The organism is Kitasatospora sp. NPDC036934 (genome assembly GCF_055608425.1).
Genome location: NZ_JBVJQR010000043.1, coordinates 1 through 14,307, shown reverse-complemented (window position 1 = coordinate 14,307; position 14,307 = coordinate 1). Strand labels below are relative to the sequence as shown.

Here is a 14,307-nt window from a genome sequence, read left to right as displayed (position 1 = left end):
CGGACCGATCGTAAGAGGCCTCCCCGACCGGCCCGCGCCCAGGGGGCGGTTCAGGACAGGGGCCGGTGGCCGGGGTGCTACTCCACCGCCGTCCGCACCGCCAGCGCGGCCTCTCGGACGTCCGCTCGCGGGTGTCGTCGGAGCGTACGGAGGGCGGCTCGCCACTGTGGCTGCCATCCGGTGCGCGGGCCGAGGGCGTGGGTGAGGCCGACCGCGAACAGGCCGTGCGGGCAGCCGCCGTGGGCGGTGAGCCGGTCGACGGCGTGCCGCAGGACTGCGGGGTCGCCGGGGCGGCGGGTGGCGTTGAGCCGGGCGTGCAGGGCCTCGGCCGTGCGGGCGGCCAGGATCGGGCGGTCGGCGTGCAGGGCGGCCAGTCCGTCGAGTTCGGCGAGCAGGTGGTCACGCGGTGCGTCGAGGTCCAGGGCGGCAGTCCGGAGTTGGATGGCGTGGGAGACGAAATCGGTTGCCTGGGCGAGGAGTTCGGCCGCCTCCCGGGCCGCCGCCACGGCGGCCGCCGTAGGGCGGTCACCGGTGCCGGTCCGGAGCCGGGCCACCAGGAAGTCGATCCGCTGCCGGGCCGGCCGGTCGCGGTCGGCCGTCGCGTCCGGCCCGTCCCCCTCGGTGCCGCCGACCTCGGCCTCGATCGCCAGCAGCCGGGCGAGGGCCTCGGTGAGCCGTCGGCCGGTACCGCCGGTGGCCATGGCCGCGAGGCCGCTCGCGGAGGACCGCCAGGAGGCGCGGTCGGCGAGGTCGACGGTGCCCGCCAGCAGGAGGTCCTCCGCCGCGGGGTACCAGGGTGCCCAGGCGGCCAGCAGGTCGAGCGCGGTCCGGGCGGTCTCCGGGTCGTCACCGCTCGCCACCCGGCTCACCAGGGCGGCGTAGCGGGGGCGGTCGGCGGCGGGCAGGTCCAGCGGCCGGGTGCGCAGTACCGCGGACCGGGCCACGGGGAGGCCCGCCGCGGCACCGTCGAGCATCCGCCAGGCCGCGGGCGCGGGGAGCAGGCCGACGGCCGCGGCCACGGCGGCCGCCCGCACGTCGCGGTGTTGCCCGGGCAGGTCGTGCACCTCGGTGAGGAGCGCGAGGGCGGTCTCCACCGGCAGCAGGCGGGCGGCCAGCCGGACCAGTTCCTTGCGACTGGTGACCTTCGCCCCGCTCCCGGCGGTCGCCCCGCTCCCGGCGGTCGCCCCGCTCCCGGCGGCCGACTCCCGGCTGGGCGGTGCCGTCTCGGCGGGGCCGTCCGGAGCGGGCAACAGGGCCGCCCGCAGCACGGGTGCCAGCCGAGAGGGCGCGACGAACCCGGCCGCCCGCCCGGCCGCGTACAGTGCCACCCGCGCCCGGTCGTTGCCGGCCTGGGCCAGCAGCAACGGCAGCGCCTCGGCGGGCCGGTCCGTCCAGACCAGGGCTCCGAGCGCGGCCTCGGCGAGCACGGTGTCCGGGGCGGCGGCGTAGTGGCGGGCGGCGGCGAAACCGAGCTCGGGGACCGACACCATGGCGCGCAGGTGCCCGGTGCGTACGTGGGAGGGCAGCGAGGCGTCGTCCGTCGCCCTGGCCAGCAGGCGGGCCGCGGCCGCGCGCTGCCTGGGCACCCAGCACTCGATCCCGTCGATCGGCGGCAGCCAGTGCGATCCGGCGGGCAGGAAGCGCCCGTACGGCGGGGTGTCGGCGAGCACGGTGTCCAGCAGGTCGGTTCGCCGACGGGCCAGTACGGCCAGCACGGGCCACAGGACGGCGGCCGACGGCTCCAGTTCCAGCACCCGTGCCACCCGCTGGCCCCGGTGCGCGGGGTCGGCGAGCCAGTAGCCGACGGCCCGGCTGACGGTCGCGTTGTCGCCGAACCGGATCGCCTCCCAGAGGAGATCCTGCAGTTCGGGCAGGTGGTGGGCCCGACGGCCCAGGGCCCCGGCCAGCGCGAAGGTCAGCGTGTGGTCGACCTTGTCCGCGCCGGCCGCCAGCCACGGCCGCAGCGCCTCGAAGACCTGGACCTCCTGGCCGTGCCGCAGCACGGTGTCCAGCCGGCCCAGCGGCACACTGCCGAGGGCCCCGGAGAGCTGCCGCAGGGTGGCCAGGGCCCAGCCCAGCAGCGGCTGTTCGCCGCTCACCGCGTGCTCGCGCAGTACGGCGAGGGCCAGCCGGGAGAGGGCCTGGCGGGTGGGCCAGGAGGTGTCCCGGGCCTCGACGGCATCGGTGACGATCCGGCCGAGGGCGTCGGCCGCCGCGCCGGTGAAGAGCGCGGGCGGGACGGCGGCCAGCGCGACCAGGGCGGGGGAGCGGACCGGATCCTGCTCGTTGCGCAGCCGCAACAGCTCGTCGAGCAGTTCGCCGACCGCAACCGTCTCGCCCGAGCGGGCGGCGTTGCGCACCAGCAGCGGGTAGGCCAGCGCCCGGTCCTCCGCGGCGGGCCTGCGGGTCGCGGCGAGCAGCAGCGGCCGGGCCTCGGCCACCGGCAGATGGGCGACGTGGGCCAGCACCACGGACCACGCGTCGCCGCGCTCGGTGGCCTGCGCGGCCATCCGCCGGGCCTCGGCCTGCGCCCGTCGCCGGGGCAGCGCGTCGAGCACGGCCTCGGACACATCGCTGTGGCCCAGCTCCCGGCCTGCGGTGGCGTGGTCGTAGAACGCCTCGCGCCGGGACGGTGGCAGGGCGCGCAGCAGCTGGGCGAGCCACCGCGGGGCGGTGCTCCACGCCCGACCCAGGTCCGCCAGCTCGGGCGGGTCGAGCCGGGCGGCCCGGGTCAGCGCGCTGCGGGAGATCGACGCGGTGGCGGCCCGTTCGGGCAGGGTGATCAGCCGGATGGTCCGGCCGGGCGCGGCGGTCAGCAACCGGCCCAGGCACTCCAGCACCGGCTGCGGCAACCGGGTGGGGCAGTGCTGCTCCAGCAGCTCCAGCACCCGCTCCGGCCGCTTCCCGGCCACAGCGGTCAGGGCGTCACCGTTGCGGTACCACCAGGTGTCGCGGGCCGGCTCGGGCAACTCGGCGAGCTGGCGGGCCACTTCGTCCAGCAGCAGGTCGGGGTGGCGGCGGGCCAGGTTGTGCCAGTTCGCGAAGGCCAGGAAGAGTTCGGGCAGGAGCCTGGCCACGGTCTCGGGCCCGCAGCCCGGCAGCAGGCGGGCGGCCGCCGCGTCCCCCCACGACTGCCGGAAGGAGCCCAGCAGCCGCTCCGCCAACGCGGTGCGCCCGCGGGCCACGATCAAGGCGGTGAGCCGGTGGCGCAGGACGGCGGGTGCGTCGGCCAGCGCCGCGGCCAACGCCTCGTCCGAGACCGGCAGGTGGAGCGCGGCCTTCAGCGCCTGGCGGCTGACCGCCGGGTCGGGATCGGTGAGTCGTGCGGCGACGAACGCGGCGTCGCGGGCGACCGTCCCGGCGACCCCGGCCAGCCCTCGGCCGTAGGACCCGCGCGTGTCCAGCTCCGTCAGCAGCGGGCCGAGGCGCTCCGGCCCGTCGCCGTGGCACAGCTCCTTGGTCCAGGCGGCGAGCCGCCGCATCCGGGCCGGGTGGGCGAGCGGGTCGAGCTCGGCGAGGAGGAGGTCGACGGCTTCGGCGGAACTCTGCGGTGCGTTGGACATGCGCGCCATTCAACAGGGCCACCGGCTCCGCCGTCGTACGGTTTTCGGCCGGACGGGAGGGACGGCGGGCCGGTGTGCGCTCGTCCGGCCGCGGGGCCGGGGCCGAGGGTCACGGGTGCGGTGACGGGTGCCCTGTGAGGTGGGCCCGGACCACGGGCAGCGCGACGCCCTCCAGCGCGCCCGGGCCGCTGATCGCCGGGTGGACGTTGACTTCGAAGACGCATCCGCCGTCCTCGACCGCGAGGTCGACGCCGCCGAAGGACAGTCCCAGCGCACGGGTCGCCGCGATGGCCAGGTCGGCGAGCCGGCGCGGCAGTTCCTCGGGCGGCAGCACGGTGGAGCGTGCGCCGCGTGCCTCGTTGCACGGCTCGTCGAGCGCGGGTTGCACGTGCTCGCACACCCGCAGCACGCGCTCCCCCAGCACGACGACGCGCAGCTGATGCCGTCGGCCCCGGGCATCGAAGTTGCGGGCGTCCCGGGAGAGTTGCCACTTCTGGCCGGTGGCGGCGTAGCGGTCGCGGGCGGCGAGGAGCTGGGCGGTGGTGGTGGCGTGGAACACGTCGTTGCCACCCAGTCCGGTGGCGGGCCGGGTCCACACGTCTCCGCCCAGGCGGTCGAACGCGGCGAGCGCGGAGTCCTGGTCCGGTGCGTGCAGGGTGATGGTCGGGGCGTGCGGGACGCCGTGGCGGGCGAAGCGTTCGACGGTGCGGCTCTTGTCGGTGGCGTTGCGCCAGGCGGCACTGTCGGCGGCGCCCAGGCGGGCGGTGCCGCTGCGGGCGAGGACACGTTGGAAGTCCTCGAAGCGGTGGCGGTCGCCCGGGGGGATCTCGTAGACGATCACGGTGTCGGGCGTGAGACTCGGGCCGTCCTCGGGGAGGTGCAAGGTGAGGCGGCCGTGGCGGACCTCGGCGCGGCCGGCGCCGCCGGACATGAACTGGCGCGCGTCGAGGGGTATCGCGGAGATGCCGGTGAGCTGTTTGACGGCGGCTTCGAGGACGGGGCTGCTGCCCTCGTCGGAGCCGTGGTCGGTGAGGACCACGATGCGGCGCTCACCGTCGGTACCGCGGGGGTGGGGAGTCGTGGGCACGGCGGTCGCTCCTGGGTGCTCGGCTGGCGGGCGATGGCGGCGGCGGCCGTCTCGGCGGTGCGGGTCGTCCTGACGGTGCGGGGGCCAGGCCGGTGTCGTCGAAGGCCGATTCGCCGCACAACCCACTGCCCTTCCCTCCAACGCCTCGACCGACTCCGGTCGATCCCTACCCGCGCGGACACCGGCGACACGGTGGGGACCAGCCAATCCACGACACGATGGCTGGCGCGTCGCCAAGTTGACGTCGAACCAGGGAAGCCGTGAGCGGCGGAGCTTGAGTCTCCACCAAGGGGAGGCGCGAGGGTGGGGGCATGGACGGCGACATGCTGCCATGGAGGTGCGGATCCGCACCCTGCGACTGCGGTGTGCGGTGCTGCGAGCGGTAGTCAAGCGGGGCTCCACCCCTGAGGAGATGGACCCGATGCACACGCTCGCCAAGCTCCCCGACGATGAACGCCGGCGTGTCATCAGCGACTTCGTGGACGACGCCTTCGGTGGCCTGGACGCCAACCCCGCATTGGTGGCCATGGTGCGTCGTGGCGTTCCGCGGTGAGCCGAGTCGGAGATCCGCAGGCCAGGGCCGGCGGATCTCCGACTCAGGTCACTGGAAGAACACCCCGCACCGCAGCAGCACATTGGCGTACGGCCGTGCCTCCCCCGTGCGGACCACCAGCCGGGCTCCCCCCGAGAGTTCCTTCAGCCGCTCGTGCGGGACCAGCTCCAGGCCCGGGAAGTGGCCGTCCAGCAGGGCCCGGTTGGGACCGCACAGCTCCTGCGCGGCCGTGGCGCCCTCGACCACCAGCTCGGCCAGCAGTCCGTCCAGCACCTCCGCGAACGATGGCACCCCGGCCCGGAACGCCAGGTCCACCAGGCGCGGCCCGGCCGGGACGGGCATGCCGGCGTCGCATACCAGCACTCCGTCGCCGTGCCCCAACTCCGCGATGGCACCGGCCAGATGACGGTTGAGGATCCCTGCCTTCTTCACCGCGCGTCGACCTCCTCCGCCGTCGGGTACGACTCCTGGGCGCCCCGCCTCGTCACGGCGGCCGCGCCGACCCGGGCCGCGTACCCGGCCGCCTCGGCCGGTGAGGCACCCGCGCCCAGCTTCCAGCCCAGCGCGGCGGTGAAGGCGTCGCCCGCGCCCGTGGTGTCCACCGCGTCCACCTTCACCGACGCCACCCGCGTCACCCCGGTCGGGTCGCAGACCAGTGCGCCCTCCGCGCCCAGCGTCACCACCACCGAGCGCGGTCCCTCGGCGAGCAGCAGCTCGGCCCAGTCCTCGGGCTCCTCGCTCACGCAGGCGTCGCCGAGGATCACCCGGGCCTCGTGCTCGTTGACGATCAGCGGGTCGCAGGCCGCCAGCACCTCCGCGGGCAGCGGCTGCGGCGGTGACGGGTTCAGGACGAAGCGGCTGTCCGGGGACAGCTGCCGGACCACCGCCACGACCGTCTCCAGCGGGATCTCCAGCTGCGCCGACACCACCCGGGAGGCCCGGATCAGGCTGCCCGCCGCGCTGATGTCCGCCGGGGTGAGCCGGGCGTTGGCGCCCGGGGACACCACGATGCTGTTGTCCCCGTCGGGGTCGACGGTGATCAGCGCCACGCCCGTCGGCGCCCCGCCCACCAGCACGCCGGTCGTGTCGACGCCCGCCGAGCGCAGCGAGTCCAGCAGCAGCCGGCCGTGGTCGTCGTCGCCGACCCGCGCGAGCAGGGCCGTGTCCGCGCCGAGCCGGGCGGCGGCCACCGCCTGGTTGGCGCCCTTGCCGCCCGGGTGGACAGCGAGGTCTCCGCCGAGCACCGTCTCACCGGCGCCCGGCCGACGCTCGACGTCGATCACCAGGTCGGCGTTGGCCGATCCGACGACCAACAGGTCGTAGTCGTACATCAGTTGACTCCCTCGTTCCCCGTGATTGCGCTGAACCGCCCCAGTGCGGGCGGGTCGTCCACCCACGATGTGCACCGTGGGTGGACGACCCGCCCGCCCGAGCCGCCCGTCGTCAGCCGCTGAAACCGGCCACGTCGTCCTGCGTGACCACCTTCACCGGCACCTTCACCATCGATTCGACCTTCTTGCCCTGCAAGGCCTGCAGCGCGTTGTCCACGGCGATCCTGCCCAGCTGCGAGGGCTGCTGGGCGACCGACGCGTACAGCGTGCCGTCCTTCACCGCCGCCAGCCCGTCCGGGACGCCGTCGAAGCCGACGACCTGGACCGACGTGCCGGCCTTGGAACCGAGCGCCTTGATCGCGCCGAGCGCCATCTCGTCGTTCGCGGCGATGACGCCCTGGACGTCCGGGTGGGCCTGGAGCAGGTTGGACATCACGTCGAGGCCCTTGGTGCGGTCGAAGTCGGCGGGCTGCTCGGCCACCACCTCGATCCCGGGGTAGGCCCGCAGGCCCTGGGCGAAGCCCGCCGCCCGTTCGCGGGCCGCCGAGGTGCCCGCCTGGCCCTGGAGGATGACGATCTTGCCGCTGCCGCCGAGCTTCTCGGCGATCGACTTGGCGGCCAGCTCACCGCCGGCCACGTTGTCGGACGCCACCAAGGCGTTCACATCGGCCTTGTTGACGCCCCGGTCGACGGCGATGACCGGGATCTTCGCCTTGCCGGCGGCCTGGACGGCGTTGCTCGCCGCGTCCGAGTCCACCGGGTTGACGATGATCGCGCCGAGGCCCGAACCGGTGAAGTTCTGCAGCTGGTTGGCCTGCTGCGAGGCGTCGTTCTGGGCGTCGGTGACGGTCAGGTCCACGCCCAGCCTCTTCGCCTCCGCCTGGGCACCGGCCCGGATCTGCACGAAGAAGGGGTTGTTGAGGGTGGAGAGCGACAGCCCCATGCGCGGGGTCGTGGCGGACGAGGACCCGCCGTGCAGGAAGGAGGTCGCGCCGACCACCGCCACGGCCACGACGGCCGCGAGTGCGTACGTCACCGCCTGCTTGCCCTTGCCACCCGGAGCACCGCCCGGGGCCACCGGGGCCGCCCCGGCCTTGCGGCGCACGGCGTCCAGCAGCACTGCCAGCGCGATGACGACACCGATCACCACCTGCTGCCAGAACGCCGACACGGACAGCAGGTTGAGGCCGTTGCGGAGCACCGCGAGGATCAGCGCGCCGATCAGCGTGCCGGAGGCCTTGCCGGTGCCGCCCGCGAGCGAGGCGCCGCCGATGACGACCGCCGCGATCGCGTCCAGCTCGTAGCCGCTGGCGGCCTGCGGCTGCGCCGAGGACAGCCGGGAGGCCAGCACGATGCCGGCGACGGCCGCGAACAGACCGGACAGGGCGTAGATGGCGAGCTTCTGCTTAGACACCCGCAGCCCCGACAGCCGGGCCGCCTCCTCGTTGCCGCCGATGGCGTACATCGAGCGGCCGATGTACGTCCGGTTCAGGACGAGGGCCGCGATCAGGCCCATCGCCACCATGACCAGGACGGGCACCGGCAGCCAGCCGCCGAGTGTGTCGCCGAGGTGCGAGACCGAGTCCGGGAAGGCGATCGGCGAGCCCTGTGAGATGACCAGCGCGAGACCGCGGCCCACGGACAGCATCGCCAGCGTCGCGATGAACGGTGGCAGCTTGCCGTAGGCGATGAGGAAGCCGTTCACCAGCCCGGCGACGACACCCGTGGCGAGGCCGAGGAGCACCGCGAGCACCACCGGCACCCCGTGCTGGGTCGCGCCCCAGGCCAGCACGGTCGCCGACAGCGCGGCCACCGACCCGACCGACAGATCGATGCCGGCCGAGACGATCACGAAGGTCACGCCGAAGGCCAGGATGGCCGTGACGGCGGCCTGGACACCGATGTTGAGCAGGTTGTCGGTGGTCAGGAAGTCCCCGGAGAGCGCCGACAGGGCGATCACCAGGCCGATCAGCGCGGTCAGCGCGCCGTTGTCGAGGAGCAGCCGGCGCAGGCCGCCGGGGGCGGCGCCCGTCGCGCCCGGCCTGCTCTTGAGCGTGTCAGTGGCCACGGCTGGCCTCCTTCTGGGTCTTCTCGGTCTTCTCGGTGGTGGATGTGGAGACCGCGAGGGACATCACGGCGTCCTGGGTGGCCTCGTCGCCGGCGAGCTCGCCGGCGACCCGGCCCTGGGCCATGACCAGCACCCGGTCGCTCATGCCGAGCACCTCGGGCAGATCACTGGAGATCATGAGGACGGCGGCCCCGGCGGCGGTCAGTTCATTGATCAGCTGGTAGATCTCGACCTTGGCGCCGACGTCGATCCCGCGCGTCGGCTCGTCGAGGATCAGCACCTTGGTGTCGGCCAGCAGCCACTTGCCGATGACGACCTTCTGCTGGTTGCCGCCGGACAGGGTCCGCACCTGCTGCCCGAGGCCCGCCATCCGCACCCCCAGCTGCCGGGCGATGCGCTCGGCCGCGGCGTGCTGCGCCTTGCGGTCCACGAGCCCGCCCCGGGTGGCGGCCCGCATGGTGACGAGCCCGAGGTTCTCCTCGACGGACGCGTCGAGCACGAGCCCCTGCCCCTTGCGGTCCTCGGGCACGAGCCCGATCCCGGCGGCCATGGCAGCGCTCACGTCATGCCGCTTGAGCTGGGTGCCGGAGACGGTGACGGTCCCGCCGTCGTAGGGATCGGCCCCGAAGACGGCCCGGACGACCTCGGTCCGCCCGGCTCCGACGAGCCCGGCGATCCCGACGACCTCCCCGGCGTGCACCTGGAAGCCGACCTCGTGGAACACCCCGTCCCGGGTGAGCCCCTCGACGGACAGCAACGCGGCGCCCCGGTCCGGCCGTTGGCGCGGGTACTGCTGCTCGATGGAGCGCCCGACCATGAGCCGTACCAGCTCGTCCTCGGGCGTGGAGGCCGGAACCTGCCCGACGCTCCTGCCGTCCCGGATGACGGTGACCCGGTCCCCCAGAGCGGCGATCTCCTCCAGGTGATGGGTGATGAAGACGATCCCGACCCCGTCCTCGCGCAGCGAGCGCACGATGGCGAAGAGCTTCTCCACCTCTTCCGAGGTGAGCACGGCGGTCGGCTCGTCCATGATCAGCACCCGCGCGTCCAGGCTGAGCGCCTTGGCGATCTCGACCATCTGCAGCCGGGCGATGCCGAGTTCACGCACCCGGGCGCGAGGCGACACGTCCACGCCCACGCGCGCGAGGAGGGCCTCGGCGTCGGCCTCCATCTTCTTCCGGTCGATCATCCCGAAGCGGCGGGGCTGCCGCCCGAGGAAGATGTTCTCGGCGACGGTCAGATCGGGGACCAGGTTGAACTCCTGGTAGATGGTGGCGATTCCGAGCCGCTCGGCGTCCTGCGCACCATGGATGCGCACTTCCTGGCCGTCGACGCGAATCCGCCCGGCATCGGGGGTGTAGGCCCCGGAGAGCATCTTGATCAGCGTGCTCTTGCCGGCGCCGTTCTCTCCGAGCAGCACATGGACCTCGCCCCGGCGCAGATCGAAGTCGACGCCGTCGAGCGCGACCACGCCGGGGAAGGTCTTGCGTATGCCCTCGATGCGCAGCAACTCAACCGGGCTGCTCACGACGTGCTCCTTTGCACTGGGGAGGGGGACTGGGGGTGGGGGATGGGTGGGGACTGGGGGACTGGGTGGTACCGGGTGGGGGATGGAGCGGGGAGGGGTCAGTGGTCGGGGCGGGTGGGCTCACCGCACGAGCGGCGCACGACGAGCCGGGCGGGCAGGGTCACGGACGGGGGCGTGCGCCCCTCGATGCGGTCGATCAGGGCCCGTACGGCGGCGCGCCCCAGCTCACCGGTCGGCTGGGCGATCGCGGTGACGGGCGGGTCGGTGTGCACGAACCAGGGGATGTCGTCGAACGCGGCCAGCGCGATGTCGTCCGGCACCCGCAGCCCGCGCGCGCGGACGGCGTCCAGGGCACCGAGTGCCATGAGGTTGTCGGCGGCGAAGACGACGTCCGGGGGCTCGGGGAGATCCAGGAACCCCTCGGTGACCCGTCGCCCGCTGGCGGCCTGGAAGTCGCCCTGGCCCACGTAGACGTCGGGGAGCGGGAGCCCGTACTCGGCGAGCGCGGCCCGGAAGGCCTCGACGCGCTCACTGCCGGTCGTGGTGGCGGCGGGCCCGGCGATGATGGCGAGCCGCCGGTGCCCGAGGGAGTGCAGATGGGCGACGAGGTCCCGGATGGCGGCCCGTCCGTCGGCCCGGACGACGGGCACGTCCACGCCCGGGATCCACCGGTCCACGAACACCATGGGCGTCCCGGCGCGGGCGGCGTCGAGCATGAGCGGCGACCCGCCGTCGGTGGGGGAGACGAGCAGCCCGTCGATCCGCCGATCCAGCAGGTTCCGCACGTGGTGGTCCTGAATCTCGGGCTGCTCGTCGGCGTTCCCGATGATCACGCTGTACCCGAGCGCCCGTGCCTCCTCCTCGACGGAGCGGGCCAGCTCGGTGAAGTAGGGATTCAGCACGTCGCTGATCACGAGCCCGAGGGTGTGGGTCTGGTCGGTCCGCAGGGAGCGGGCGACGGCGTTCGGCCGGTACGCCAGCTCCGCGACGGCGGCCAGCACACGCGTGCGTGCCTCCGCGCTGACCGACGGGTGCGCGTTCAGGACACGTGACACCGTGGCGACGGACACCCCGGCCGCGGCGGCGACATCCTTGATACTCGCCAACGCCGGCTCACCTCCTCGTGAAGCTTCCTCGTGGAACTACCTGGTCGAACGTCCTGGTGGAGCGTCCCGGCGGAACGGGCGACGGGGTGACCCATGGAAGCGTGTAATCGATTCCACGCCTGTGCCGTAGGAGGATTGGAATCGATTACACGAGGTGGAGGCAAGAGGGCGCGGGTGGCCGAAACCCAATCGTGACCGGGGGTGACCGGCTACCGATGCGAGCGATCGAGCGCGGGTACCGGCTTCGCCCGTGGCGCGGCCTCGGCGGCTTGGGCTTCGCCGGTCCGGGCTTCGGCGGTCCGGGCCTCGGCGCCCCAGCGGCGGGCGAGGACGGCGCACACCATCAGCTGCAGCTGGTGGAAGAGCATCAGCGGCAACACCATCAGCCCGGCCGCCGCGCCGGGGAAGAGGACGGCGGCCATCGGCACGCCGCTGGCCAGGCTCTTCTTGGAGCCGCAGAAGACGATCGCGATCAGATCGCCGCGGTCGAATCCGAGGCGGCGGCCGCCGAGCAGGGTGGCGGTCAGGACCAGCGCCAGCAGCGCCGACTCGGTCACCAGCAGGGCGGCCAGTCGGGGCAGCGAGAGCGTGCCCCACATCCCGCCGACGACCGCGGCGCTGAAGGCGCTGTAGACGACCAGCAGGATGGAGCCGCGGTCCACCAGGGCGAGGACGGCGCGGTGGCGGGCCGTCCAGGCGGCGATCCAGCGGCGCAGCAACTGGCCGGCGGCGAAGGGCAGCAGGAGTTGTTCGGCGATCTCCAGCACGGTGCCCGCCGAGATGCCGCCCTCGGTGTGCAGGAGCGCGGCGGCGAGCAGCGGGGTCAGGAGGATGCCGAAGAGGCTGGAGAAGGTCGCGCTGCAGACCGCGGCGGCGGTGTTGCCTCGGGCGATGGAGGTGAAGGCGATCGAGGACTGCACGGTGGACGGCAGCAGGGTCAGGAACAGTAGGCCTTGGTAGAGCTGCGGCGACAGGACGGTCGGCACCAGCAGGCGGGCGGCCGTCCCGAGCAGGGGGAAGAGGACGAAGGTCACCGCGAGCACGGTGCCGTGCAGGCGCCACTGCTTGAGTCCGGTCCAGGCCTCACGGGCGGAGAGCCGGGCGCCGTAGAGGAAGAACAGCACGGCGACGCCGCCGGTGGCGGCGCCCGAGACGACCGGTGCGGCGGCGCCTCGGGCGGGGAGGAGGGCGGCGAGTAGCACGGTGCCGAGCAGGGAGGCGATGAACGGGTCGACCCGGATGCGGGCGCAGTGTCGCAGCAGCGGCCGGGCGCGAAAGCGGCCTATTCGCCGTGAGCGGCGTGAGGGGTTCGGGCAGGGCATGGTTCTCCGCGTCGGTGGTTCGGCTGGGGACGGCCTCAGCCTGCCTCCCGTCCGGGTGATTGTGAATCCCGCTGGTTGCGGTCACTGCCATCATGATTCGTGATATCAGCAGATAGAGTGGCTGGATGCTCGATCCGGTGCAGTTGAGGTCCTTCCTCGCGGTGGCCCAGACCGGCGGCTTCACCCGGGCCGCCGAGCGGCTGGGACTGCGGCAGTCGACGGTCAGCCAGCACGTGCGGCGGCTGGAGGAGGCCGCCGGCCGGCGGCTGTTCCTGCGCGACACCCACTCCGTGCAGCTCACCGGCGAGGGCGAGGCGATGGTCGGCTTCGCCCGGACGATCCTGGAGGCCCACGAGCAGGCGCTCGGCTACTTCGCCCGGACGCAGGTGCGCGGGCGGGTGCGGTTCGGCGCGTCGGAGGACTTCGTCCACACCGAACTGCCGCAGGTCCTGCGGAGCTTCCGGCGCCGCAACCCGCACGTCGACCTCGAACTCACCGTCGGGCTCAGCGCCGTGCTCGACGAGCAACTGGCCGACGGACGGCTCGACCTGGTGCTCGGCAAACGCCCGCCGGGCAGCGACTCCCAGGGTCAACTGGTCTGGCAGGACCGGCTGGTGTGGGTCGCGGCGGAGGACTTCCGGCTGGACGATCCGGCGGAGCCGCTGCCGCTCATCGTCTACCCGCCGCCCAGCTTCACCCGGGCCCGTGCCCTGGAGGCCTGCGAACGCGAGGGCCGGCCCTGGCGGATCGCCTGCACCAGCACCAGCCTGTCCGGCGTCCGGGCAGCCGCGCTGGCCGGCCTCGGGGTGGTGCCGCACGCCCGGAGCCTGATCCCGTCGGGCCTGCGGCCGCTGTCCGACCAGCCGGGCCTGCCGGACCTCGGCACCACCGACTTCGCCCTCACCACAGGGCGCAGCGCGGCCCGCGGCCCGGCCCGGGTACTGGCCCAGGCCGTACTCGCGGACGCGTTCCGGCTGCAACGCGCCCCGGAACGGGCACAGCCCTGACCGGGGCCACGACCGTCCGTCGCCGGACCCGCCCATGCTCGGGTCCGACGGTCTCGGCACCCGGCTGCGCAAGGCAGGGCTACCGTTCGTCGGCATCGGCCACGCCACCCGGGACGACGACATGTGCCGGATCGACGTCGACTACGCCACGCTGATCGCCCATTGCGTCCACCACCTGGCCGACCTCGGCCACCGTGTCGTCGCCCTGATCGACCGCTCGCCCGCGCTGGTGGCGACCGGCTACGGCCCCGGCCTGCGGGCCGTCGACACCCCCGCCCGGCAGACGGGCACACAAGCCGTGGAACTCCTCGTCGAACACACCGCCGCCCCGGGGGCCCGGTCGCGCCACATCCTGCTCACCCCGCCCGCCTCCTGCGCGTCAGCACCTCCCCGGCCGCGCCCTCCTGACGGGAAGCCGAACGGGGGCCGACGCGCTCGTGCATCGGCGAACTCCTGAAGGTCCGGTGAGACAGCGGCGAACCAGTGGAGAATCGTTCCGAAGCCTGCCCAACGGCCCTCCGCCCGCATAGGCCCGCCGGGACGGCTATTCCCGTCTGTGGTATCCGCGTACGAGCGTCGATCCGGGCGCTGGCCGCGTCAGCCGAGTGGGGGGTGTTGTGGGGGGGCGGAGGGTGCGGGCCTAGCCTCAATGCCGGTGACTTAGGTTGTGGCGGCTCTGCTGGTGATCGTGATGACGGCCGGGAGCGGTGGTGGCCAGTCGCGGTGTTGGGCGCGTTTGAGG

11 protein-coding genes are annotated in these 14,307 nt (G+C 73.9%); 3 read left to right on the top strand and 8 right to left on the bottom strand.

Going from position 1 to position 14,307, the window contains the following annotated elements:
• Positions 1 to 77: 77 nt before the first annotated feature.
• Together ACZ7BZ_RS35865 and ACZ7BZ_RS35860 are read right to left on the bottom strand one after the other, a co-directional pair.
• Positions 78 to 3,563 carry a hypothetical protein gene (locus ACZ7BZ_RS35865; RefSeq protein WP_470362011.1) on the bottom strand — a complete coding sequence of 1,162 codons (3,486 nt, stop codon included), beginning with the start codon at positions 3,561 to 3,563 and terminating at the stop codon, positions 78 to 80.
• 109 nt (positions 3,564 to 3,672) lie between these two features.
• Positions 3,673 to 4,650 (bottom strand): ATP-grasp domain-containing protein, encoded by a 978-nt coding sequence (locus tag ACZ7BZ_RS35860; protein ID WP_470362010.1) that lies wholly within the window; start codon positions 4,648 to 4,650, stop codon positions 3,673 to 3,675.
• A gap of 421 nt (positions 4,651 to 5,071) precedes the next feature.
• Here ACZ7BZ_RS35860 and ACZ7BZ_RS35855 point away from each other — a divergent pair, with 421 nt between their 5' ends.
• Positions 5,072 to 5,203, top strand: a complete 132-nt coding sequence (locus ACZ7BZ_RS35855) for a hypothetical protein (RefSeq protein ID WP_470362009.1) — start codon at positions 5,072 to 5,074, stop codon at positions 5,201 to 5,203.
• 48 nt (positions 5,204 to 5,251) lie between these two features.
• Here ACZ7BZ_RS35855 and rbsD read toward each other — a convergent pair whose 3' ends face one another.
• The 6 genes from rbsD to ACZ7BZ_RS35825 all read right to left on the bottom strand — a co-directional run bounded on the left by rbsD (position 5,252) and on the right by ACZ7BZ_RS35825 (position 12,558).
• Complete coding sequence (gene rbsD / locus ACZ7BZ_RS35850) at positions 5,252 to 5,635, bottom strand: D-ribose pyranase (RefSeq protein WP_470362008.1); 384 nt, start codon at positions 5,633 to 5,635, stop codon at positions 5,252 to 5,254.
• On the bottom strand, positions 5,632 to 6,534 hold the full coding sequence (locus tag ACZ7BZ_RS35845; RefSeq protein ID WP_470362007.1) for a ribokinase: 903 nt from the start codon (positions 6,532 to 6,534) through the stop codon (positions 5,632 to 5,634). Before ACZ7BZ_RS35845 ends, rbsD begins: the two co-directional genes overlap by 4 nt.
• 112 nt (positions 6,535 to 6,646) lie before the next feature.
• Positions 6,647 to 8,602, bottom strand: a complete 1,956-nt coding sequence (locus ACZ7BZ_RS35840) for an ABC transporter permease/substrate-binding protein (protein WP_470362006.1) — start codon at positions 8,600 to 8,602, stop codon at positions 6,647 to 6,649.
• Complete coding sequence (locus tag ACZ7BZ_RS35835; RefSeq protein ID WP_470362005.1) at positions 8,592 to 10,130, bottom strand: sugar ABC transporter ATP-binding protein; 1,539 nt, start codon at positions 10,128 to 10,130, stop codon at positions 8,592 to 8,594. Before ACZ7BZ_RS35835 ends, ACZ7BZ_RS35840 begins: the two co-directional genes overlap by 11 nt.
• Before the next feature lie 98 nt (positions 10,131 to 10,228).
• A complete protein-coding gene (locus ACZ7BZ_RS35830; RefSeq protein ID WP_380453919.1) occupies positions 10,229 to 11,236 on the bottom strand; it encodes a LacI family DNA-binding transcriptional regulator in 1,008 nt (335 codons plus the stop codon).
• Positions 11,237 to 11,445: 209 nt separating this feature from the next.
• Complete coding sequence (locus ACZ7BZ_RS35825) at positions 11,446 to 12,558, bottom strand: bile acid:sodium symporter family protein (RefSeq protein WP_470362004.1); 1,113 nt, start codon at positions 12,556 to 12,558, stop codon at positions 11,446 to 11,448.
• 125 nt (positions 12,559 to 12,683) lie between these two features.
• Between ACZ7BZ_RS35825 and ACZ7BZ_RS35820 the strand changes: the two genes are divergently transcribed.
• Complete coding sequence (locus ACZ7BZ_RS35820) at positions 12,684 to 13,565, top strand: LysR substrate-binding domain-containing protein (RefSeq protein ID WP_470362003.1); 882 nt, start codon at positions 12,684 to 12,686, stop codon at positions 13,563 to 13,565.
• Positions 13,566 to 13,599: 34 nt separating this feature from the next.
• Positions 13,600 to 14,022 carry a hypothetical protein gene (locus tag ACZ7BZ_RS35815; protein WP_470362002.1) on the top strand — a complete coding sequence of 141 codons (423 nt, stop codon included), beginning with the start codon at positions 13,600 to 13,602 and terminating at the stop codon, positions 14,020 to 14,022.
• Positions 14,023 to 14,307 lie beyond the last annotated feature (285 nt).